General features: G+C 40.1%; 20 protein-coding genes. 15 read left to right on the top strand and 5 right to left on the bottom strand.

The genetic code is table 11. The features are described 5' to 3' along the window. The first annotated feature begins 45 nt into the window (after positions 1–45). The 4 genes from GQ61_RS01405 (at position 46) to ruvX (ending at position 4,637) form a co-directional block, all read left to right on the top strand. Positions 46–2,526 (top strand): penicillin-binding protein 1A, encoded by a 2,481-nt coding sequence (locus GQ61_RS01405; RefSeq protein ID WP_085783589.1) that lies wholly within the window; start codon positions 46–48, stop codon positions 2,524–2,526. Positions 2,527–2,634: 108 nt separating this feature from the next. Continuing rightward, a protein-coding gene (gene prfB, locus GQ61_RS01400; RefSeq protein WP_157111106.1) for a peptide chain release factor 2 occupies positions 2,635–3,751 on the top strand; the annotation gives its coding sequence in 2 pieces (ribosomal slippage) (positions 2,635–2,703 and positions 2,705–3,751; 1,116 coding nt in all). Continuing rightward, positions 3,751–4,167 (top strand): cupin domain-containing protein, encoded by a 417-nt coding sequence (locus tag GQ61_RS01395; protein ID WP_085783588.1) that lies wholly within the window; start codon positions 3,751–3,753, stop codon positions 4,165–4,167. Before prfB ends, GQ61_RS01395 begins: the two co-directional genes overlap by 1 nt. Next, positions 4,164–4,637 (top strand): Holliday junction resolvase RuvX, encoded by a 474-nt coding sequence (gene ruvX, locus GQ61_RS01390; RefSeq protein WP_085783587.1) that lies wholly within the window; start codon positions 4,164–4,166, stop codon positions 4,635–4,637. The genes GQ61_RS01395 and ruvX overlap by 4 nt, the downstream gene beginning before the upstream one ends. On the opposite strand, the gene GQ61_RS09370 is transcribed toward ruvX, so the two are convergent. The 3 genes from GQ61_RS09370 to GQ61_RS09365 all read right to left on the bottom strand — a co-directional run bounded on the left by GQ61_RS09370 (position 4,627) and on the right by GQ61_RS09365 (position 5,339). Beyond that, positions 4,627–4,980 carry an IS1 family transposase gene (locus GQ61_RS09370; RefSeq protein WP_198157364.1) on the bottom strand — a complete coding sequence of 118 codons (354 nt, stop codon included), beginning with the start codon at positions 4,978–4,980 and terminating at the stop codon, positions 4,627–4,629. The genes ruvX and GQ61_RS09370 overlap by 11 nt on opposite strands. Further along, complete coding sequence (locus GQ61_RS09215) at positions 4,896–5,171, bottom strand: hypothetical protein (RefSeq protein ID WP_198157290.1); 276 nt, start codon at positions 5,169–5,171, stop codon at positions 4,896–4,898. Before GQ61_RS09215 ends, GQ61_RS09370 begins: the two co-directional genes overlap by 85 nt. Before the next feature lie 78 nt (positions 5,172–5,249). Next, on the bottom strand, positions 5,250–5,339 hold the full coding sequence (locus tag GQ61_RS09365) for a transposase-like zinc-binding domain-containing protein (RefSeq protein WP_157111104.1): 90 nt from the start codon (positions 5,337–5,339) through the stop codon (positions 5,250–5,252). A 143-nt stretch (positions 5,340–5,482) separates the two neighbouring features. On the opposite strand from GQ61_RS09365, the gene GQ61_RS01380 reads away from it, so the two are divergent. The 3 genes from GQ61_RS01380 (at position 5,483) to GQ61_RS01370 (ending at position 9,113) form a co-directional block, all read left to right on the top strand. Then, on the top strand, positions 5,483–6,616 hold the full coding sequence (locus tag GQ61_RS01380) for a patatin-like phospholipase family protein (protein ID WP_085783586.1): 1,134 nt from the start codon (positions 5,483–5,485) through the stop codon (positions 6,614–6,616). A 105-nt stretch (positions 6,617–6,721) separates the two neighbouring features. Then, positions 6,722–8,269, top strand: a complete 1,548-nt coding sequence (locus GQ61_RS01375) for a transporter substrate-binding domain-containing protein (RefSeq protein WP_085783585.1) — start codon at positions 6,722–6,724, stop codon at positions 8,267–8,269. 172 nt (positions 8,270–8,441) lie between these two features. Beyond that, positions 8,442–9,113 carry a hemerythrin domain-containing protein gene (locus tag GQ61_RS01370; protein ID WP_085783584.1) on the top strand — a complete coding sequence of 224 codons (672 nt, stop codon included), beginning with the start codon at positions 8,442–8,444 and terminating at the stop codon, positions 9,111–9,113. 36 nt (positions 9,114–9,149) lie between these two features. Here GQ61_RS01370 and GQ61_RS01365 read toward each other — a convergent pair whose 3' ends face one another. Together GQ61_RS01365 and GQ61_RS01360 are read right to left on the bottom strand one after the other, a co-directional pair. Beyond that, on the bottom strand, positions 9,150–10,109 hold the full coding sequence (locus GQ61_RS01365) for a hypothetical protein (protein ID WP_085783583.1): 960 nt from the start codon (positions 10,107–10,109) through the stop codon (positions 9,150–9,152). A 119-nt stretch (positions 10,110–10,228) separates the two neighbouring features. Further along, positions 10,229–10,795 carry a DUF2147 domain-containing protein gene (locus tag GQ61_RS01360; RefSeq protein WP_085783582.1) on the bottom strand — a complete coding sequence of 189 codons (567 nt, stop codon included), beginning with the start codon at positions 10,793–10,795 and terminating at the stop codon, positions 10,229–10,231. Between the two features lie 173 nt (positions 10,796–10,968). On the opposite strand from GQ61_RS01360, the gene GQ61_RS01355 reads away from it, so the two are divergent. The 8 genes from GQ61_RS01355 (at position 10,969) to GQ61_RS01320 (ending at position 21,721) form a co-directional block, all read left to right on the top strand. Further along, a complete protein-coding gene (locus tag GQ61_RS01355; protein ID WP_085783581.1) occupies positions 10,969–12,330 on the top strand; it encodes an OmpP1/FadL family transporter in 1,362 nt (453 codons plus the stop codon). Between the two features lie 62 nt (positions 12,331–12,392). Next, a complete protein-coding gene (locus tag GQ61_RS01350; protein WP_232317328.1) occupies positions 12,393–14,189 on the top strand; it encodes a long-chain-fatty-acid--CoA ligase in 1,797 nt (598 codons plus the stop codon). 30 nt (positions 14,190–14,219) lie between these two features. Continuing rightward, positions 14,220–15,365, top strand: coding sequence for a thiolase family protein (locus tag GQ61_RS01345; RefSeq protein WP_085783580.1), 1,146 nt, complete (start codon positions 14,220–14,222; stop codon positions 15,363–15,365). 2 nt (positions 15,366–15,367) lie between these two features. Beyond that, positions 15,368–17,692: a 3-hydroxyacyl-CoA dehydrogenase/enoyl-CoA hydratase family protein gene (locus GQ61_RS01340; protein WP_085783579.1), complete on the top strand. Its 2,325-nt coding sequence runs from the start codon at positions 15,368–15,370 to the stop codon at positions 17,690–17,692. Between the two features lie 3 nt (positions 17,693–17,695). After that, positions 17,696–19,489 (top strand): acyl-CoA dehydrogenase C-terminal domain-containing protein, encoded by a 1,794-nt coding sequence (locus tag GQ61_RS01335; protein WP_085783578.1) that lies wholly within the window; start codon positions 17,696–17,698, stop codon positions 19,487–19,489. A gap of 60 nt (positions 19,490–19,549) precedes the next feature. Beyond that, on the top strand, positions 19,550–20,107 hold the full coding sequence (locus tag GQ61_RS01330) for a thioesterase family protein (protein ID WP_085783577.1): 558 nt from the start codon (positions 19,550–19,552) through the stop codon (positions 20,105–20,107). Beyond that, on the top strand, positions 20,100–20,900 hold the full coding sequence (locus GQ61_RS01325; protein ID WP_085783576.1) for an enoyl-CoA hydratase/isomerase family protein: 801 nt from the start codon (positions 20,100–20,102) through the stop codon (positions 20,898–20,900). Before GQ61_RS01330 ends, GQ61_RS01325 begins: the two co-directional genes overlap by 8 nt. Further along, the gene (locus GQ61_RS01320) at positions 20,900–21,721 is read left to right on the top strand and encodes an SDR family oxidoreductase (RefSeq protein ID WP_085783575.1); all 822 of its coding nucleotides are present in this window, start codon (positions 20,900–20,902) and stop codon (positions 21,719–21,721) included. Before GQ61_RS01325 ends, GQ61_RS01320 begins: the two co-directional genes overlap by 1 nt. Positions 21,722–21,770: the final 49 nt, after the last annotated feature.

The raw sequence follows: 21,770 nt of genomic DNA, 5'->3' as shown, positions 1-21,770 counted from the left end.
TGATGGGTAGATCTCCCAGTTGAAACGTACGAAGGATACCAGCTTTTGCGTCGATTTTTTGTTTCTTTATTAAGCTTTGTTCTTATGCTGGGCTTCTTAGGTATCTTTGCTGCATTTGGCCTCTTTTATTTTTTCGGTGCAGGCCTCCCCAATTATCAAGAACTGGCTAACTATAAACCCCAAGTTGTTACAAGATTATACGCTAATGACGGACGCTTATTTGCTGAATATGCTGCACAAAAGCGTGTGTATTTGCCTATTCAATCCATTCCTCAAAAAGTAATTAATGCTTTTCTTTCAGCTGAAGATAAGAATTTTTATAGTCATTTCGGTCTAGATATTCCCGGAATTATTCGGGCGAGCATCACGAACGTACAACGTCTAGGACAGCTTAAAAGACCTATTGGTGCTTCAACCATTACGCAACAAGTTGCAAAAAATTTTCTTCTTTCAGATATTTCCAATAACATTTCTCTCGAACGTAAAATTAAAGAAGCAATTTTAGCTTTTCGTATCGAAAAGGCTTACACAAAGGACTACATCTTAGAACTTTACCTAAATGAGATTTACCTGGGAGGGGGGTGTTATGGCGTAGCGGCTGCGGCGCTCAATTATTTTAATAAAAGCCTTGATGAATTAACTGTGGCTGAGCTTGCATTTATTGCAGCTTTGCCAAAAGCTCCAACACGTTATAATCCTCAAAAATATACTGAACGTGCTAAAGCGCGTCGTGATTGGGTGATTAGCCGTATGTACGAAGACGGCCATATTACTCATGAACAGGCAGTAGAGGCTATTCAAACACCTCTCACCGTTATTCAACGCACAGGAGCTGAATTGGTTCAGGCAAATTATTTTGCGGAAGAAGTGCGCCGTGACTTGATTAAAAAATTTGGTGAGTCGGTACTATATAAAGAAGGTCTCGTAGTGCGCACAACCCTTGATCCTCGATTGCAGAATATTGCTCGTGAAGCTTTAAAAATGGGACTTCTTACCTATGATCGTCGTCATGGTTGGCGGGGGCCAGTTATCCATTTAGATGTCCAAATCAAGGATTATAAAAAGGATAAAGATCTCTGGATTCAACACCTAAAAAGTCTCGTAAAGCCCTCTGGTGCCGGTAATTGGCAGATGGTTTTAGTCTTAGCTGTAGATCAAAAACACGCTGTTGTAGGGACTGAAGAAGGAAACATTGGGACTATTGAACTAGCGGATTTAAAGTGGGCAAGAAGATGGATTTCAGATCGTGCCTTAGGTCCACAAGTGACTTCTGTGCATGAAGTTATGAAGGTTGGTGATGTTGTCCTTGTTGATAAAAAAAATGCGGAGGCAAATGCAAGAAGCTTTTATCTTCGTCAAATTCCTCAGGTTTCTGGAGCTATCGTTGCTATGGATCCTCATACGGGACGCGTGTTGGCAATGCATGGTGGATACAGCTTTGAAATGAGCCAATTCAATCGTGCTACGCAAGCTCAACGTCAAGCAGGTTCTGCTTTTAAGCCATTTGTTTATTTGGCAGGTCTTGAACAAGGATTGACGCCTTCAACGACCCTTCACGATGATCCGTTTGAACTCAACATAGGTTATGGCCAAGGTATTTGGCGACCTCAAAATTTTCATAAAGACTTTGTGGGGGTACTTAGTTTTAGACGCGCGTTAGAAGTTTCGCGTAACGTCCCGACCATTAGGATGGTTTATGAAAAAGTTGGGATTCAAGCAGTGGCAGATGTCGCGCAGAGATTTGGAATCTTAGATCATATGCCTGCTCAATTAGCTATGGTTCTAGGAGCGGGAGAGACCACTCTCATGAAGATGATGGCGGGTTTTTCTGCATTTGCTAATGGCGGTAAAAGAGTTGAGCCGACGATGATTGAACGTATTCAAGATCGACAGGGGCGTACTCTCATGTTTAATACCTTTAAAACATGTGTAGGCTGTGACGCAGCGCGTACGAATCCTTCAATGCCACCTCTTTTAAAAACGCGTACGATGCAACTTGCAGATGAACGTATGATTTATCAATTAAATTCTATTTTAGAAGGAGCTGTTCAGCGTGGTACAGGTCATAAGTTGCGTGGTTTGGGACATACGATTGCTGCGAAAACTGGAACGACCAACGATTGTCATGATGCCTGGACCATTGCTTATACACCTGATTTGGTCGTAGGCGTCTATGTAGGTTTTGATGTGACGCGAAGCCTGGGTAAAGATGAAGGGGGTACGCGCGCTGCTAGCCCTATCATTGCTGATTTCTTAAAAGATGCTTTAAAAGGGGTGCCAGATGTTCCTTTTAGAACACCCTCAGGAATCAAATTTGTTCGTGTTGATTCTCAAAGTGGTAAGCAAACAGAAACTGGACATCAAGGGACTATTTTAGAAGCATTTTTGTCGGAAACAGAAATTCAAGATGACGATGAAGAGAGTCATGAAGATAAAAAATTATCCTATGAAGAAGAGAATCAAAGTGATGCTTGGTTAACGCCATCGCCTACTGAACCTCTTGTTGCAACAGAGGGAGTTTATTAAAGTTTCTCGAATTTTAGCAAGAGCTCCTTAGACATTGCGCTAATTATACTGGCTTTTTTCATTATTTTATGTAACAAAATCACTAGTTTTAAATTGCATGAGGACTAGATGCGTACTGAATTATTGCATGTTAAAGAGGACATCGAACAAGTGATTAGCCTCTTAAGGAGGCATCTTTGACTGGGATACAACGACGCGTAAGCTTGATGAATTAAACAAGCAAGCTGAAGATCCAAATCTTTGGCAAGATCCAGAAGCCGCCCAAAAGATTATGAAAGAGCGTGAACGCCTCACAACATCTTTGGCGCGTGTGCAAAAGTTGGATGGAGACTTAAAAAGTTTCGTGGAACTCCTTGAATTAGGAGAGGCTGAAGGAGACACTGACATCGTTAAAGAAGCGGAAGAGGGGCTTCTTAAATTACAATCTATAGCAGCAAGGGCACGATTGGAAAGCTTATTGTCTGGCGAAGCCGATAATAACGATTGCTTTATAGAAATCAATGCTGGTGCAGGTGGTACGGAAGCTCAAGATTGGGCGTCCATGTTGGCGCGGCTTTATAGCCGATGGGCAGAAGCCCATGGTTATAAAACTGAGTGGATCGAAGAATCCCCTGGCGAAGAAGCCGGTCTAAAGTCATGTACGTTTAAAGTTATTGGTCATCAAGCTTATGGCTGGCTTAAGACTGAAAGTGGTGTTCATCGTTTGGTACGTATTTCTCCTTTCGATTCAAATGCGCGACGTCATACCAGCTTTGCTTCTGTCTGGGTATATCCTGTGATTGATGACAGTATTGACATAGTTATTGAAGAAAAAGATCTCAGGATTGATACCTATCGTGCATCTGGTGCAGGTGGTCAACATGTCAATAAAACTGAAAGTGCAATTCGCATTACTCATATTCCAACAAATATTGTGGTGCAGTGCCAAAATGACAGATCACAGCATCGCAATAAAGCTCAAGCAATGTCCATGTTAAAAGCACGTCTTTATGAAGCAGAACTTAAAAAGCGCGAAGAAGCCACCCAGGCTCAAAATGCTGTGAAGACAGAAATTGGTTGGGGGCATCAAATTCGATCGTATGTTTTGCAACCGTATCAAATGGTAAAAGATTTGCGTACTCACGTAGAAAAGGGCAATGCGCAGGGAGTTTTAGATGGAGACATTGATGACTTTCTTGAAAGTGCTCTTGTCATGCGTGTAACCAACAAAAGAATGGAAAGCTAATGCAGCAGATTTATGATCTTTTGGATATTAAAGATTTAACTCAATTAGAACCTCATCTTGATGATCAGAAGCCTTTTGGTTATTTAGAGAAAGAGCGCGGCTTTATGGCCTATTTGAACCAGCCCAAAGATTACAAATTTTTAGCAATCTTAGAGATTAAACCCGGACAACCCAGAGGTCGTCATTATCACAAAGAAAAAATAGAGATATTTTACATCATTTCTGGTCTGACGCACGGTCAGTATTGGCTGCCTACAATGAAACAAGACGAAGGTATCAAACATGTGCATAAGCCTGGTGATTTCATAACAATTCAACCTGGATTATGTCATGAGTTTTCTGCTCAAGAGCCCACACTAGCTTTAGAGATGACCTATCAGCCTTTTACTTTAAAGGATACGTTTTATCCTCAATGAGTATGATGACGCCTCAAGAGTTACGAATATTAAAAACTTCCAAAAATCGTCTTTTAGGGCTTGATGTTGGAACGAAGACGATTGGCTTGGCTTTATCGGATATAAGTTGGAAAGTAGCTACAGCGCGTGAGACCATTGAGCGTAAAAAATTTAAAAAAGATGCAGAAACTCTTTTTCAATTGATCGATACAAATGACGTTGTGGCTTGTGTGATTGGATTTCCTATCAATATGGATGGGAGTGAAGGTCCTCGTTGTCAATCAATTCGTCAATTCGCACAGAATCTTTTAGCTATAAGAGATTTTCCTATTGTTTTGTGGGATGAGCGTATGTCGACTATGGCGGTGACAAGAATGATGATTGAAGCTGATCTATCACGCAAGCGTCGTGATGAACTCGTGGATAAACTCGCAGCCAGTTATATTTTGCAAGGTGCTTTAGATTTTTTGGGAGTGTTAATTAAAAGATAGACGAGAATTTTTCTCTGATTATTTCAAAATGGGTGGGTTCCTGCAGAAACCGCCAAAGACGCAAGGAAAGATCAACCATATCTTTGCTTCTTGAGACAATTCTCGTTCTTCTTGCCATGCGCCCTAAGTGATGCCTGGTATTCGCGTTATCACTTTCAATACGAGTCGTTCCTGACTTTCCAATGATATGCCTCTCTTGAGGAAGAATCTGGGAGTAAACCTCCCAATCATCGGTGTAAAAGTTTCCTTTGACGTGCTTTACTTTTTCATAAAGTCTTTGGAAGGTTTTAGCATTACGATGGCCTGTAACCCAGGCAAGGGTTTTCCCTTCATGACGATCCAAGGCTTTCCAAATCCAGAGTTTGTTTTTTTTGAAGTGACATAATGCCACATCTCATCAAAGTCAATATCATAGGTCCCTTCTGGCACTTGAGGGGGCGGAAGGTCCTCACAAAAATTACGAATCCAGTGGTAAACAGCTGTTCTCGAAACCTTAAAAAGTTTTGCTATGAATCCATAACTTGATTTTCCCATTCCATACAACAGGACAGCTAAAGCCTGAGCTTCAACAGGCGTTTTCTGTCTCCGATCACCTTCGATAAACGACAGACCTCATTCTTTGCATTTATATCTTTGATGTTTTCTTGCCTTCCCATTTCTTACAAGTTTAAAGCTTCCACAATCCTTACATCTAACTTGCATTTCTGCCTCCTACCTTTGTTTGAAGGCTGTATATCATGTCTCTCTTTTAATTAACACTCCCGATTTTTTATCTTCAGTCCTATAAATCAATTGATGGGCCTAAGACAGTGTGATCTATAATACTCTTAAATAAAAGGGAGGTGATGATGACACTTCAAAAAACAAAAAAAAATTATGATCATTATGCTCTGATTCTACAAGGTGGAGGATCTCTTGGTGCGTATCATATTGGTGTTTATGAAGCGCTGAACAAAGCTGCTATTAAACTCGATACTATTGCAGGAATCTCAATTGGGGCTTTTACGGCAGCGATCATTGCAGGTAATGAACCAGAGAATAGGCTTGAGCGTCTTCACGCTTTTTGGGAAAGTATTTCCTGGCCCGATTTTCCTAAAACACCTGGAATTGATCAGATGCGTACGTTGCATCATAAAATCACGTCTCTTCAAGGCGTACTCTTCGGACAACCCAATTTCTTTGTACCAAGGTTTCCAGGGCCTCAATTGCATCCTAGAGGAAGTATTGCGGCAACAAGTTACTACGATACAAGTAGACTTAAATCGACTCTTAAAAAATATATAGATTTTGATCGGATTAATGCAAAAGAAATGCGTCTTATCCTTGGTGCTACGCGTGTTAAAGATGGCGAACATGTCTTTTTTGATAACGCTAATATGCGTATTACACCGGAACACGTGATGGCGAGCGGTGCAATGCCCCCAGGATTTCCAGGAGTGCGTCTTGAGGGTGACCTATATTGGGATGGGGGGTGTGTTGCTAATACACCTCTTGAGCAACTTTTTCGCAGTAAAAAAGATGAGAATACGCTTGTTTTTATGGTAGATCTTTTTACGCCTTTCGGTGATGAACCTCAGGATATGGAAGACGTTACTATTCGATCAAAAGATATACTTTATACGAGCCGTACTTCTCATCACATTGACCATGTGATAGATCGGCATAATCTATCAGTTGCATTGCAAGAAGCGCTGAACTCTATGCCTGAAACACAAAAAAAGATTGAATTACAAAAAAGCTTAAGAAAAATTGGCAATGAGTATGGGCATTTTGATATTGTTCATATTATTTATGATTCAACGAAACATAAAATTTCTTCAAGGGATTGTGAATTTTCTAAGTCGTCTTTAAAAAGTCGTTCGAAGTATGGATTTGAGGACACTGAGAAAATTTTAACACAAGCGCCTTGGTTAAAAGATCGCTCGATCAATCAGGCTGCACGCGTTCATAAATTCATTGGCGGAAAAGTAGCATCTTAGTCAAATTTTTGAACAAGAAACGCGTACGCTAATATCGGCAGGTGATGAGCTTAATTCTTGTTAAATTTTAAAGAAATTTTAATATTAATATCGCAAAATTGTCGTATGAAAATGAATTTTCTACAACATAATAAATACTATCAGTATGTATTGATGGTTAGCCTTTATGTGGCTGTGGCCATTTTTTTATGCGCTCCTTTAAAAGCCCAAGATGAAGTGATTAAGACAGGTTGGTTTCCATTTGAACCCTATATGTACGTAAAGGAAACTCAAGGTTTTTCTCAATTGACAGGACTCGATATTAAAATGATTGAGGCTTTGTCTCAGCATTTAGGCGTAAAACCAGATTTTTCAGTGGTGCAATGGAAGCAATTCTTATCCGATATAAAAAGCGGACAAAGGCTCATAGCGCCTTTTGCTACGAAAACAAAAGAGCGTTCCGAATGGGCCTATTTTTCAATTCCTTATCGTTTTGAAGAAAATGCCTTATTTGTTAAGTATGGCTCTTCTTTAGAGTTTAAGAATGTCCAGAGTTTTGTTGATATGGCGAAAAAAACAGGGTTTCGTCTGGGGATTATGGACGGTTTCGTTTATGCATCTGATGCCATTAATGATTTTATTAATGATCCACAATATCAGCATCAAATCATGCGCGCGAAATTCGAAAATGATAACCTGAATAACCTGCTTAAAGATAAAATAGATGGATTCCTAACGGATAGACTCGTAGGGGCAACACTTATTTGGCGTTCAGGTCATAGCAAAGATGTGGAAGAGCGTTATTTAGGAGTCAGCACACCGATCCATTTTCTAATTAGCAAAAAATTAGGATCCCCTGAATTTTTAGAAAAAGTAAATAAAGCCATCCAAGAAATGAAGGCTTCCGGTGAGCATCGAAAAATAATGCGTGAGTATATTCTGCCCGTACTTTTAATGCAAACCATTGATCGTCCCTGGTTTTTATGGATTGAGGTATTGGCTATTATTGCTTTCGTGATTGCGGGGATGATGATTGCTGATAAAGAAAATTTTTCAGTGCTCGCAACTTTTGGGCTAGCCATCGTACCGTCTTTTGGAGGCGGTCTCATACGTGATATAATTGTTGGACGTACTCCTGTGGGGATTCTTGTAACACCGCGTTATGTCTATATCGTAATTATAGCATTTTTAACTGTGCTATTTTTTATTAATGTCTACGACTTTCTTCGTCACAAGATGAAATTGTTTGTGATTGATAAATATGTACCTTCAAAGGCCGAAATTACGCGTTTGATTCAACTGTTAGATGCCATGGGTACATCTGCCTTTACTGTGATTGGTGTGTTGGTAGCCGTTCTTGGTAAAGCTGATCCTCTTTGGATTTGGGGACCGTTATTTGCAGTAATGACGGGTGTTGGGGGCAGTACTATGCGTAATGCTCTTGCTGGGTATCGTGCGTTAGGGAATGAGCTGACCTATGCAGAAATTCCACTCTTGTGTGGGTTGGGACTATCTCTCTATTTAGATAACCAGGTAGAGCACGTTGATCCAACACAGATACTCCTTGTTGTGTTGTTAACAATTTTTATTGGATTTTTGATGCATGTGTTTGTTTACCATTGGAACATTCCTTCTATTAAAATCCATTTGTTTAAGAAAATTCCTCCTTCTTAAAATACGGTTATGATAAATCCTTCCATGGATTACTTTTATCTTGTGTACATTCTTGAAATCTTTATAGAATTAACATAGACGATATCGATGAACGATATATGCTGAAAAAAAGTTTTTTTTATAAAAACTTGCTGGAAAAAATACAAATACGTGAACAAAAGTATGAGGTAAAATGAATAAACGTTTGGATCTTCTCAGTACTCCCCATCAAGAACAACGCTCACGTATTTATGATCTGGGAAAACAGTTGGGTACTATAGAATACTCAAACACTGAGAATTTTTTAGATTTTAAGCAGAAACTAGAGAATTTTATTAAAGAGCTAAAACAGCATTCATTGAATGAAGGTGTTTTTATAATGCCACTGATTAAACCTTTTGACAAAGAAACAGTGGAACTTTTTGAAATAGAGCACTCTCTTTCCGAAAGACGATTTCATGAATTATTATCATTGGCAGATAAAATTGAAAATGCAGATAATCCTGAACAAAAGAAAGAGCTAGGGCTACAATTATATCGACTCTTTAATCTTATGGTAGGTGAATATTTAGTCCATATTTTTCAAGAAGAAAACACAATATTAGATACCCTTTGGAAAAATTATAGTGATCTTGATTTAACAAGTATTCTGGTGGCGTTTAAGTGCTGGGCTCCTCATGAACGAGCCATGGCACCCCTCTTTGTAAAATCTACTTTGGCTAATTTGAGTGCGCAGCAAATAGATTATATGTTGCAGTTTATCCAAAGCCATTTACCCAATGATATCTATACTTTGGTAGCTCACTGCGTTCAACAACAGCGTGGGGAACAAAACCTTACCCGCAATCTTACGCGTCGCGGGTAGAGTCTTTTACGACCGATTTTTCAAAGATATCAACACCTAGTCTTTGATCTCTAGAATGGTTCGCAAATCTTTCAATGTTGGCAGATCTTCGGGAGTTAGATGAGTCGTTCTTTTCTTAATATAACTCTTAAGCCACTCTGTTTCCTGTTTATGGAGGTGCTTTAGTTGCAAAGCTTTCAAAAGATATATAAGTGCATTTACATCCATTCCTTTGTTGAAATAGGAATCAGCAAAAAGAGCATATTTAAAAAACGCCAGAACGTGTTTGCGGCAAATTTGCATTTCATTAATTAACGTCTGAGGGGGGCTTTTCTTTATTAAATGGTCTATCAGTTCTGCTTCTTCACCTTGCTCTTGGGTCAGCTTTAAAACGTCCATATGTTGGTGATCAATTTCATTCAAAAGCAATTTCCAAAGTGTTTCAAGATGCCCAGGATGCTTCTTACTTTTTAATTTCTTAATCTTTGCACTTAAAGCAGCAATATCTTCAATTGGTAAAAACTTATAAGAGCGATCATATTCTTTAATAGGAGAAAGGGTGAGAGGCGTTACAACAGATTTTTTTGGCGTCGATAGGGGCGTGCAAGATTCAGTTTTTTCTTTTTCATCCAAAACTATTGTAACTTTTTCTTTATTCCGGTATTTGCTGTCGATACGATGATACATATTGTCAGCTCTAAGCTCGTGATGAATGATAAATGACTTTTCCAAACCTTCAGAATCAATATATTTGTAATCTTCCTCTTTTTTTCCCGTACGTGCCGCGGCTAGATGGTGAACATGCTCCAACCAAAAATGCAAATGACACTCATGTTCGTCACGTATCATTACTTTTGAGTCTAGTGAATTTTTAGTTGGATCTTCTAGATAGTGAACACGATACTTTCCTGGTTGATCTTCAATCTTCTGAAAATCATAATCTTCATAAAAGCCTGTAGAACTTTGAACAGAATGAGAGACGGAGAAAATAATAAAAAAATAAATCCAGTGGCGCATTAAAGCCTCCTTGACTGTATGAATAATAAATTAGTTAATAGGTATTTTTTCCAAAATCATCAGTACGACGTGCAGAAAGTTTTTCTGCAAGAGGAATAACTCTCATCATCTTCTTTACATTATTCGTCTGATTCTTGATTACTATGGCCAACATTCTCATGATTGTTAGCAGCTTCGTGAGGTTGGCTTTCTAATTGAGCACGTGTCCAAATTTGTGTCTTTCCTAAAGCGGGAAACAGAACATATCCGCGAACGCGTAGTTTGTTGGGGTTCTCTTCTAAAAGATTAATTTTACAAGAATAAGTCGACCCTTCTTTGGGGCTATAGATTGTTCCATCTACCCATTCATTACTGTCTTCTGATTGTACGAAGTCCTGCAATATTTCAAGTCCCATAAGAGGACGGGATTGGAGTGATTCATCAGGATTTTCTTTGTCTACCTTAGGCTTTCCTGCTTTGTCTAAAGGTTCCTTTAGCCAAACTATTTTGCCACAAAGTGCTGCAGGGTTATTAGCACAACTGCCAATATTAACCTTAGCGCGTCCGTCCTCAGTGAGCCAAATGTCCTTTATAACAGCTTGCTTTTTGCTATCTGCATGGGATTGTCCGTTAGGGTCGATAGCATAAACTTGTGATTTTAATGCAACGATTGTTACTAAAAGTGTGAAAAGTCTAAGGAAACGCATGCCATTCTCCTAAAAATTTATAATATCTGTAGATAAGGATGCCCTAAAAACCGTTAACGGTCAAAGCATTTATAAGGGGAGTGTAAATATATTGATTGCATTTTCCTTAAATATATCTTTAATTAGGGTCTTTATTGAATAAATTTTTAGGTAACCAAAACAAGGAGCAGGGTATGAAAAAACTAAATTGGCGTTTGGCGTCGATGTTCTCAATAGTGGGGGCACTTTCCGCAAACCAAGCTGTACAAGCTGCTGGATTCGCCCTCAGCGAAACAAGCGGAAGTTTTGTGGGAACAGCATTTGCTGGTGCTGGTTCAGCTAAAGGCGATTTATCCACTATGTATCGTAACCCAGCGACGATGATGAGCATTGAAAAGCGTCATGCTGCTGCAGCACAAGTCAGCTTAATTATGCCCAATATAAAATTTACCAATGCGAGTTCCTACTTCTTTAATGGTGCACTTATTTCCGGCACAAATAGTGGTAATGCTGGATCCGCGACACCCATTCCTTCAGCATACTTAATGTATAATGCAGGTCACAATTTGAGACTTGGTGTTGGTGTTACAAGTCCTTGGGGTCTTAAGACTGAATATGATTTGAATTCTGTTATGCGTTATCGCGCAGTACGTTCACAAATTGAGACTGTGAACGTAAATCCAAACGTAGCTTGGCGCTTTCACAGACAATGGACTGTTGGTGCAGGTTTGCAAATCCAGTATATGAAGGCTAAGCTTTCAAGGGTCGCAGATGTGGGTGGTATAATCAACCAAGCTGCGCTCGGTTTCACGCCAGGCTCTAGAGATACTCTTGTTGATGTTTATGGAAACGACTGGGGATATGGTGGTGTTATCGGGTTTATTTATGAACCTGTAGAAAGCACACGTCTCGGCTTAACTTACCGTTCACACATTGCCCATCGTTTAGAGGGTAAAGCGACGGTTTATAACAAGCCTGCGAGCCCTATAGCTCTCATTCAAGCTGGATTGGATCGTCTGCCTACTTCTGGCGATGCCGTCAGTTCATCTCTCACAACGCCTGAAACAATCAATTTCAGCTTTACGCACGAAATCGATCCAAAGTGGACAGTGATGGGAGATGCGGTGTGGACCAATTGGGCCCGTATTGAAGACTTAAAAATCAATACTACAAACCGTTTTGGCGTTTCATTGCCCACATCTATTGAAAAGCAAAGCTGGCAAAATACCATTATGGTGTCTTTGGGAACAACCTATAAGCCACATCAAGATTGGAAGTTGAAGTTAGGTTTGGCTTATGACCAATCTCCTGTTCACACTGAGTTCAGAAGCCCACGTTTGCCTGATGCTGATCGTTATTGGACAGCTATTGGTGCAACCTATAGTCCAAACCATTGGGTTGATTTGGATTTGAGCTACGCTCACTTGTTCGTAAAAGATGGTACAAGCAGCTTGGCATCAACTAAACTTGCTGGTGGAACAACAACTGATAACTTAATGGGTAACTACAAGTCCCGTTTGGATATCGTTTCCCTCCAAGCACGCGTTAAGTTCTAAAGATTTAAGGGCTGCCCCAGAGCAGCCCTTTTTTTTATAAAAAAAATGATAGGTTTTCAGGGATGGCAAAGAAGAGTGTTGCGAAAAAAACGATAAAAAAAGTCACAAAAGTTAAAGCTCGCATTAAAAAGCCTCCTAAAAAAACGAAGATAAAAGCTGTAAAAAAAACGACTGAGTATCCCTGGTTTAAAAGTTATCCAAAGACCATCAACTGGGATATGAAATTTAAAGAAGCGCCTATCCATACTATTCTAGATGAAACCGCTGCAATTTTTGGAGATCGTCCTGCCATTGATTTCTTAGGTAAGAAATACACTTATAAAGAAGTCATTGAAATTGTGAATCGATTGACGGAGGGATTACAAAATCTTGGTGTAAAGAAAAACACCAAAGTTGGGCTCTTTTTGCCCAATGCGCCCTATTATATTTTCTTTTATTATGCAGTTTTGAAAGCGGGCGGTATCGTCGTTAATTTTAGTCCCCTTTATGCTGATCGTGAAATCGTCAATCAAATTGAGGATTCAGAGACTGAAATTATGGTAACGTTGGATTTGGAAATGCTCTATTCCAAGCTCTATCCAATGCTTGCTAAAACGTGCCTTAAAAAATTAATAGTTTGTCCTCTCAAAGATTGTTTACCATTTCCTAAAAACATTCTCTTTCCTATCTTAAAATTTAAAGATGTCGCAAAAATAAAATGGGATAAGCATCATGTGTGTTTTAGGGATTTAGTAAAGAACAATGGTCAACCTAAACCAATAATGATTGATCCTTCAGAAGATATTGCACTTCTTCAATATACCGGTGGTACAACAGGGATCCCTAAAGGGGCAATGTTGACCCATAAAAATGTTTATGTGAATGCTCAACAAGCTTGGAGTTGGTTCGAAGCAGTGCAACCGGGACAAGAGCGCATTTTGGCAGCATTGCCGTTATTTCACGTATTTGCCATGACGGCAGTGATGAATTTTGGCATTATTACTGGCTCTGAAATTGTCATGATGTTTCCGCGTTTCCATGTTGATGAAGCGATGAAGTTGATTGATAAACATAAGATTACGTTTTTCCCGGCTGTGCCGACGATTTACACTATGATCAACCATCATCCAAATGTGAAAAAATTTAATCTTTCAACTTTGAAAGCATGTCTTTCAGGTGGCGCGGGATTACCCGTTGAAGTAAAACGTCAGTTTGAACATCTGACAGGGTGTAAGCTGATAGAAGCCTACGGTCTAAGCGAAACTTCACCAGCAGTAACCTCTAATCCTATGACAGGATTTAATAAAGCTGGATCAATCGGTATTCCCTTTCCAGGAACAATTGTTAAGATTTTTGATCTTAAGAACAAGAAGAAGGAAGTGCCTCTTGGTACTAAAGGAGAAATCTGCGTTATTGGACCACAGGTTATGAAGGGATATTGGCATCGCAAAACAGAGACAAACGACGTGTTGATAGGCAATATTTTTCATACGGGTGACGTTGGCTATATGGATAAAGATGGTTACGTTTTCTTAGTTGATCGTATTAAAGATTTGATCATCACGAGTGGCTATAATGTTTATCCGCGTCATGTAGAAGAAGCAATTTATCTCCATAAGGCGGTTGAAGAAGTAACGGTTATTGGGGTGAAAGATGTTAAACGTGGAGAGATCGCTAAGGCATTTATTAAATTAAAGTCAGGGATGACTTTAACGCAATCTGATCTTATTTCTTTTCTGAAAGATAAGCTTTCCCCTATTGAAATGCCGAAAGAAATTGAGTTTAGAGCAACACTTCCAAAGACGATCATCGGCAAGCTTTCAAAAAAAGAACTTGTAGAAGAAGAGTTGCAAAAAGCTCAGAAGAAAAATAAAAGATAATATAAAGAAAAATAATTTTTGGGAGCAATCATGTCTTTATCAAAGAATGTTGTCATATGTGGTTATGCGCGATCACCTTTTGATTTCGCCAATAAGGGTGCTCTGATTAAGGTGCGTCCCGATGATCTGGCTGCACAAGTTATTAAAGCCCTTCTAGAACGAACAAAGGTTAGAAAAGAAGATATTGAAGATGTTTTGATGGGCTGCGCTTTTCCGGAAGGAGAGCAGGGATTAAACGTAGCGCGTCTCATATCCTTTATTGCTGACGTTCCTCTTACTGCAGGAGGAGCAACAATCAATCGTTTTTGTGGCTCTTCTATGCAGTCGATCCATACGGCAGCAGGTGCTATCAACTGTAATGCTGGTGAAGTGTTTGTTTGTGCTGGCATTGAGTCTATGACCCGTGTGCCCATGGGGGGATATAATCCAATGCCAAATCCTGATCTGTATGAAAAAATGCCAGAAGCATATATGTCCATGGGGGATACAGCTGAGAATGTCGCCAAGAAATACAATATAAGTAGAGCAGATCAAGAAAAACTTGCTGTTGAAAGTCATAGAAAAGCCGCAGAAGCACAATCTTCAGGTAGGCTAAGCGATGAAATCATCCCTATTAAATTTAGAGATCAACTCATTGAGAAAGATGGGTGTATACGACCAGAGACAACGGCCGAAGTGTTGGCTTCTTTAAAACCAGCGTTTGAAGAGGGAGGGTCTGTGACTGCAGGTACATCTTCGCCTTTGACTGATGGGGCAGCAGCAGTCTTAGTGTGTTCTGAAGATTATGCGAAAAAGAATAATTTGCCGATGTTGGCGCGCATTAAAAGTTTTGCAGTGGCAGGGTGTGCCCCTGAGATTATGGGCATCGGACCGGTAGCTGCTTCTAAAAAAGCTTTGGAGAGAGCAGGGCTTACTATCAATGACATAGATATTATTGAATTGAATGAAGCTTTTGCTTCACAAGCTCTGGCTTGTGTTCATGATCTTGGTATTGATATGAAAAAAATTAATATCGATGGTGGAGCTATTGCTCTTGGACATCCCTTAGGTGCTACGGGTGCACGCATTACTGGCAAAGCCGCTTCTTTGTTGAAACGAGAAGGTAAAAAATATGCACTCGCCACACAATGCATTGGTGGCGGTCAAGGCATTGCTACAATTTTGGAGGCTATTTAAATATGCAAGAGATTAAGCGCGCCGCAGTTATTGGCGCAGGTGTCATGGGATCAGGTATAGCTGCACACTTTGCTAACGCAGGAATACCAGTAATACTTTTAGATATTCCGCAAAGCGGGTTTGGTAAAAAAAATGCGCTTGCTGAAGGTGCCATTGAAAAAATGCTCAAGGCTGATCCAGCGCCTTTTATGCTTAAAAAGAATGCTGATTTGATCACACCCGGCAACACAGAAGGCGATCTTGAAAAGCTTAAGGATGTTGATTGGATTGTTGAAGCTGTTGTTGAAAAACTTGAAATTAAACAAGACCTTTATGCAAAACTTGAGAAAATCAAAAAAAAGGACGCCGTTGTTTCTTCTAATACATCGACAATACCTTTGGCAAAGCTCCTTGAAGGACGCACAAAAGAGTTTCAATCAACTTTTATGATCACCCATTTTTTTAACCCGCCTCGTTATATGCGCCTACTTGAAGTGGTAAAAGGCCCTGAAACGCGAGAGGATGTCTATCAAGCGATTACACACTTTGCTGATTTTAACTTGGGCAAAGGTGTTGTAGAAACTCATGATACTCCAGGGTTTATAGCGAATCGAATTGGTGTATATTGGTTGCAAACAGCTCTTGTTGAATCTTTAAAAACTGATCTTAGTGTAGAAGAAGTTGATGCTCTCTTTGGAAAACCTATGGGTATTCCAAAGATGGGAGTTTTTGGTTTGCTTGATTTAGTTGGGTTAGATCTAATCCCGCTCATAGGTGGCATTATGAAAGCCAGCTTGCCAAAAGATGATCCCTATTGCCTAGGGTATGAAGAACCTGAACTTTTGAAGAAAATGATTAGTGAAGGTTATACAGGTCGTAAAGGCAAGGGAGGCTTTTATCGACTCGCTGAAAGCAACGGTAAAAAAGTAAAAGAATCGATCAACCTAAAAACAGGGGAATACAGCGCCTCCAAAAAAGCGTTTCTGGCGAGCTTAAACACTGGTAAGAATGACTTAAAAAAGCTGCTCAGTTTTGGAGATAAGGGAGGTGATTTTGCTTGGAAAGTACTTTCTAAAGTTTTGACTTACGCAGCTTCTTTAGTTCCTGAAATTGCTGATGACATAGTGGCCATAGATACAGCTATGCGTCTTGGATATAATTGGAAAATGGGGCCTTTCGAAATTCTTGATAAGATCGGTCCAAGTTGGTTTAGAGAAAAACTCCAAAGCGAGAGAATTTCAATCCCATCTTTACTCGAAAAAGTTGGAGAGGGGACTTTTTACAAAATTCAGGATAATAAAGTTCACTATTTAACGACGAAGGGGATATATCAACCCATTGCCCGTAAAGCTGGTGAGTTATTTTTATCTGATATTAAATTGGCAAGTAAACCAGTAGCTAAGAATTCTTCAGCCAGTCTTTGGGATATTGGAGATGGCGTAGCTTGCCTTGAATTCCATACAAAAATGAATGCTCTTGATCCAGAGATCATGAAGATGATCCAAAAATCAATTGAGATCGTGCAAAAGGATTATAAGGCTCTTGTCGTTTACAACGAAGCCTCTCACTTTTCAGCGGGGGCAAATATTGGATTAGCCTTATTTGTTGCTAACCTTGCCTTATGGAACTTGCTTGAGGATATTGTCAAAGAAGGACAGTCAACCTATCAATCTCTTAAAAAAGCACCCTTTCCTGTTGTCGGAGCACCTTCTGGAATGGCACTAGGAGGAGGGTGCGAGATTTTGCTTCATTGCGATGCAATTCAGGCGCATGCTGAGTCATATATAGGTCTTGTCGAAGTTGGTGTCGGTCTTATCCCTGCGTGGGGCGGCTGCAAGGAGATGCTTTCTCGTTGGGTTAACAATTCAAAGCGTCCTGGTGGTTCAATGGTAGCAGTAGGTAAAGTCTTTGAGTTAATTGGCACGGCACACGTCAATAAGTCTGCTTTTGAAGCGAAGGAAAATTTATATCTGAGGTCCAACGATGAAATCACGATGAATCGTGATCGTTTATTGTTTGATGCAAAACAAAAAGCTCTTAAACTTGTGCCAAATTACAAAGCACCTGAAGATGAATCATTCTCTCTGCCTGGTAGCGTTGCACGTGTAGCTATGTCCATGGCTGTGAAGGGGTTTGTCAAGATTGGCAAAGCCTCACCATACGATGAAGTTGTTGCTAAAAAATTGGCCAATATCTTAAGTGGTGGCGATACAGACATTACGGATGATCAAACCAGTGAACACATTTTAAAATTAGAGCGAGAAGCTTTTATGGAACTTTTAAAAAACCCAAAAACCTTAGCGCGTATGGAACATATTCTCGAAACAGGAAAACCATTAAGGAACTAAATAATGCCAAGTTATAAAGCCCCAATTCGCGATATAAGCTTTGTGCTCAAGGAACTTTACGGACTTGAGGTTTTACAAAAACTTAAGGGTGGAAGCGAAATCACAGATGATTTGATTGATGCGATTTTAACTGAGGTTGGTCGCTTTTGTGAAAATGTTCTTTTTCCTCTTAACCAGACTGGAGACAAAGAAGGATGTCGCTATGAAAATGGAGAGGTGAGAACCCCTAAAGGTTTTAAGGAAGCTTATAATTCAATTGTTGAAAGTGGTTGGGCAAGTCTTTCGTGTGAAACTGAATGGGGTGGTCAAGGTCTTCCCCATACTCTAAATACAGTTGCTGAAGAGATGATCTGCGCTGCTAATATTGCTTTCGGGTTGTATCCGGGGTTGACGAGGGGTGCCTATGCGCTTTTATCACGTCATGGTAGCGAAGAGCTGAAGAAAAAATTTCTCCCTAATATGGTGAAGGGGAAATGGAGCGGCACTATGTGTCTTACCGAAGCACATTGTGGAACTGACCTAGGTATGTTGAGAACAAAGGCAGTGCCCGATGGGGCTGGGGCTTATAAGATATCGGGTACTAAGATTTTTATTTCTTCTGGCGAACATGATTTAACAGAAAACATTCTCCATTTTGTTATCGCGCGTGCTGAAGGTGCTCCTGCTGGTATTAAAGGAATTAGCTTGTTTTTAGTTCCAAAGTTCATCGTAAAGGGTGATGGATCTCTTGGAGAAAGAAACAACGTTCAGTGTGCATCCATTGAGCATAAAATGGGTATAAAAGGTTCTGCGACAGCCGTGATGAACTTTGATGGTGCAGAAGGGTATCTAGTTGGAGAGCTGAATGAAGGGGTGAACAAAATGTTCACCATGATGAACCTTGAACGTTTATCCGTGGGGAATCAAGGCCAAGGTGTTGCAGATATTGCTTATCAAAATGCTCTTAGTTACGCAAAAGAACGTTTGCAAGGTCGCGCTCTGACAGGCGTAAAATTCCCTGATAAGGCTGCCGATCCTATCATCGTGCATCCCGATGTTCGCCGTATGTTGTTGACCATGAAAACTTATATTGAGAGTAACCGTATGTTGGCGCTCTGGGTAGCAATGGAAGTCGATAAGTCTGAACGTTCTGAAGATCCTGAAGTGCGACAAATTGCTGATGATTTAGTGCATTTAATGACACCTATTGTAAAAGCATTTCTGACTGATGTGGGCTTTGACATGACAAACATCGCTCTTCAAGTGTTTGGGGGACATGGTTATATCCAAGAACATGGGATGGAGCAGTTTGTTCGAGATTCACGTATTACACAAATTTATGAGGGGACCAACGGCATTCAAGCTCTTGATCTCATGGGAAGAAAGATGCCAGCGCATTTTGGTCGCTATTTAAGAGCGTTCTTTCATCCAGTCCAACAATTTATAGAAGGACATCAAAATACACCCGAGTTAGCTGAATTTATGCCTTTATTGGCAAAGGCCTTTGGTCGTTTGCAACAGGTGACTGCAACGATAGCGCAAAAAGGGATGTCTAATCCTAATGAAATTGGCGCTGCAGCAACGGATTATTTGCACCTCTTTGCTCATGTTGCGGTTGCATATCTTTGGGCGAGAGCTGTGCTTGTTGCAATGCCAAAAGTGAACTCAACGGAGTCTGCCTTCTATCAAGGAAAAATTGATACGGCACGGTTTTTTTATCAAAAACTCTTGCCAAAGACATCTAGTCTGTTTGCCTCCATCATGGCTGGTTCTGAAACCTTGATGAAATTTAAAGATGAGAGCTTCGGTCCTTTTTAACATAAAAAGGAATGGGCTTACCACACGCGGAGAAACTTATATACAAACAAGGAGCTGAGAATGAATCTTTTATTACGCTTCTTAAGAGTCGTCCTGCACGGTTTTTTTAGGTCTAAAATTGGTATATTTGATGATTCTGAAGTACATTTCCATGTCTGGCCCAATGATCTTGATCTCAATATGCATATGACTAATTCGCGGTATTTAAGCGTTACGGATTTAGCGCGCATTGATCGAATTGTTAGGCAAGGAATTTTTACGCATCTCGTCAAAAGAAAATTAGCAACTGTTCTTGGTGCCTCCTATATACGTTTTCGTCAAAGTTTGAATATGTTTCAACGCTATACAATCAAAACGAGGCTTATCGGTATTGATGAAAAGTGGTTTTATATAGAGCATCGCTTTACCAGCAAAGGCAAACTTATAGCTTTTAGCATTGTGAAAGGGTTGTTTATAGAAAATGGAAAATCAATTCCAACTTTAGAAGCAATAAAACACTTCTATCCTGATCATGAGATGCCAAAAAAGCTTCCCAAACTACCCAAATATGTCGCTCAATGGATTGAGATGGAAGATACTGTTAGGTACACAATAAATAAAGAATATAAAAATGACTGAACCCGTAATTCTTGTTGATAAGAAAGATAACATTGCTCTTGTAACATTAAACCGGCCTTTAGCCCTCAATACAATGAATGTGCAAATGGCTACAGGACTTAGGCAGACCTTTGCTGATTTGGAATATGATGAGGGTGTCCGCTGCGTTGTTATAAAGGGGGCTGGCGAGCATTTTTGTGCGGGTGGAGACGTTCAATTCTTTGCAAGCTTGATTAAAGATTCTTCTGAAGAACGTAAGGGAATTATTCATTCACTCATAGCAGATATCCATGATGCTATAATCTCTATTCGGCGCATGCCTAAGCCTGTGCTCACATCAGTAAGAGGTGCCGCGGCTGGCTTTGGCGTGAGTTTAATGTTGGCTGCAGATTTGGCAGTGGCTTCTAAAAATGCTTATTTTAAGTTGGCCTATACCGATATAGGGCTTTCACCGGATGGGGGGGCAACTTTTGCACTACCCAGGATTTTGGGACAGAGAAGAGCGATGCAGCTTATATTAATGAATGATTCGCTGAATAGTGAAGCAGCATGTAACATTGGTATGATTAACTGGGTCGTTGAAGACGACGTCTTAGAAGAAAAAACTTTAGAAATCGCAAAAAAGCTTGCCAAGGGTCCCACAGAAGCTTTCACGCATGTGAAGGAAGCTCTCAACAATACATTTCATAATACGCTTGCACAGCAGCTCGATCTCGAGAAAAATCTTTTCTTATCTTGCTTAGAGACCCAGGACTTTGCAGAAGGCGTTATGAGCTTTCTAGAAAAACGTAACCCTAATTTTAAAGGTGAATAATGTCTGATCTTAAAGGAAAAACGCTATTTATTACCGGTGGTAGCCGAGGGATCGGTCGAGAGATAGCTCTCAAAGCCGCGCGAGACGGTGCCAATATTGCATTTATTGCAAAAACTGCAGAAGCGCATCCAAAATTGCAAGGCACCATATACTCAGTGGCGAAAGAAATTGAAGAAGCAGGGGGAAAAGCACTGCCTATACAAGGAGATATTCGCTTTGAAGATCAGATTGTCAGTGCAGTTGAAAAAACTGTTCAGACCTTCGGAGGGATAGATATTTTGGTAAATAACGCCAGTGCTATCAATTTAACTGGGACTCTTGCCACTGAGATGAAGCGCTATGACCTCATGTTTGATATTAACGTTCGAGGGACTTTTGCGACTACCCAAGCGTGTATTCCCTATCTTAAAAAAGCAGCCAATCCCCATGTGTTAATGCTTTCCCCCCCATTAAACATGAATGCTAAGTGGTTTAAGCCTCATTGTGCTTATACAATGTCTAAGTATGGAATGAGCATGTGCGTATTGGGGATGGCCGAAGAATTTAAAACTGATAAAATTGCTGTCAATGCGCTTTGGCCACGTACGTGTATCGCTACCGCAGCCATTCAAATGTTGGGGGGAGAGAGCTTTCTGAAAGCTTCAAGGTCGCCAAAAATAGTGGCAGACGCTGCTCATATAATTCTTACTAAAAATAGTCATGAGTGTACGGGGAATTTTTTTATAGATGATGCCTTGCTGAAGAGTGAAGGGGTTACAGATTTTGATCAGTACGCTATGACTCCTGGAACTCAATTGATACCAGACTTCTTTTTGGATTAAGAAAAATGCGTTTGCTTTTATTTTTAAATATCCTAAGTCTTGGTACTAT

It is taken from the genome of Candidatus Nucleicultrix amoebiphila FS5 (assembly GCF_002117145.1).
In the GTDB taxonomy this organism is placed as follows: Bacteria; Pseudomonadota; Alphaproteobacteria; order Caedimonadales; family Nucleicultricaceae; genus Nucleicultrix; species Nucleicultrix amoebiphila.
This window is presented reverse-complemented; position numbering and strand designations above follow the sequence as displayed.

What these genes read in the sequence shown, in the direction of transcription:
- GQ61_RS01330 (WP_085783577.1), top strand. Translation starts at nt 19,550, where the DNA reads ATGAATCTTTTATTACGCTTCTTAAGAGTCGTCCTGCACGGTTTTTTT.
- GQ61_RS01320 (WP_085783575.1), top strand. Translation starts at nt 20,900, where the DNA reads ATGTCTGATCTTAAAGGAAAAACGCTATTTATTACCGGTGGTAGCCGA.
- GQ61_RS09365 (WP_157111104.1), bottom strand. Translation starts at nt 5,339, where the DNA reads ATGCAAGTTAGATGTAAGGATTGTGGAAGCTTTAAACTTGTAAGAAAT.
- GQ61_RS01395 (WP_085783588.1), top strand. Translation starts at nt 3,751, where the DNA reads ATGCAGCAGATTTATGATCTTTTGGATATTAAAGATTTAACTCAATTA.
- GQ61_RS01350 (WP_232317328.1), top strand. Translation starts at nt 12,393, where the DNA reads ATGGCAAAGAAGAGTGTTGCGAAAAAAACGATAAAAAAAGTCACAAAA.
- GQ61_RS09215 (WP_198157290.1), bottom strand. Translation starts at nt 5,171, where the DNA reads ATGGGAAAATCAAGTTATGGATTCATAGCAAAACTTTTTAAGGTTTCG.
- GQ61_RS01375 (WP_085783585.1), top strand. Translation starts at nt 6,722, where the DNA reads ATGAAAATGAATTTTCTACAACATAATAAATACTATCAGTATGTATTG.
- GQ61_RS01365 (WP_085783583.1), bottom strand. Translation starts at nt 10,109, where the DNA reads ATGCGCCACTGGATTTATTTTTTTATTATTTTCTCCGTCTCTCATTCT.
- ruvX (WP_085783587.1), top strand. Translation starts at nt 4,164, where the DNA reads ATGAGTATGATGACGCCTCAAGAGTTACGAATATTAAAAACTTCCAAA.
- GQ61_RS01325 (WP_085783576.1), top strand. Translation starts at nt 20,100, where the DNA reads ATGACTGAACCCGTAATTCTTGTTGATAAGAAAGATAACATTGCTCTT.
- GQ61_RS01370 (WP_085783584.1), top strand. Translation starts at nt 8,442, where the DNA reads ATGAATAAACGTTTGGATCTTCTCAGTACTCCCCATCAAGAACAACGC.
- GQ61_RS01335 (WP_085783578.1), top strand. Translation starts at nt 17,696, where the DNA reads ATGCCAAGTTATAAAGCCCCAATTCGCGATATAAGCTTTGTGCTCAAG.
- GQ61_RS01380 (WP_085783586.1), top strand. Translation starts at nt 5,483, where the DNA reads ATGATGACACTTCAAAAAACAAAAAAAAATTATGATCATTATGCTCTG.
- GQ61_RS01355 (WP_085783581.1), top strand. Translation starts at nt 10,969, where the DNA reads ATGAAAAAACTAAATTGGCGTTTGGCGTCGATGTTCTCAATAGTGGGG.
- GQ61_RS01345 (WP_085783580.1), top strand. Translation starts at nt 14,220, where the DNA reads ATGTCTTTATCAAAGAATGTTGTCATATGTGGTTATGCGCGATCACCT.
- GQ61_RS01360 (WP_085783582.1), bottom strand. Translation starts at nt 10,795, where the DNA reads ATGCGTTTCCTTAGACTTTTCACACTTTTAGTAACAATCGTTGCATTA.
- GQ61_RS01340 (WP_085783579.1), top strand. Translation starts at nt 15,368, where the DNA reads ATGCAAGAGATTAAGCGCGCCGCAGTTATTGGCGCAGGTGTCATGGGA.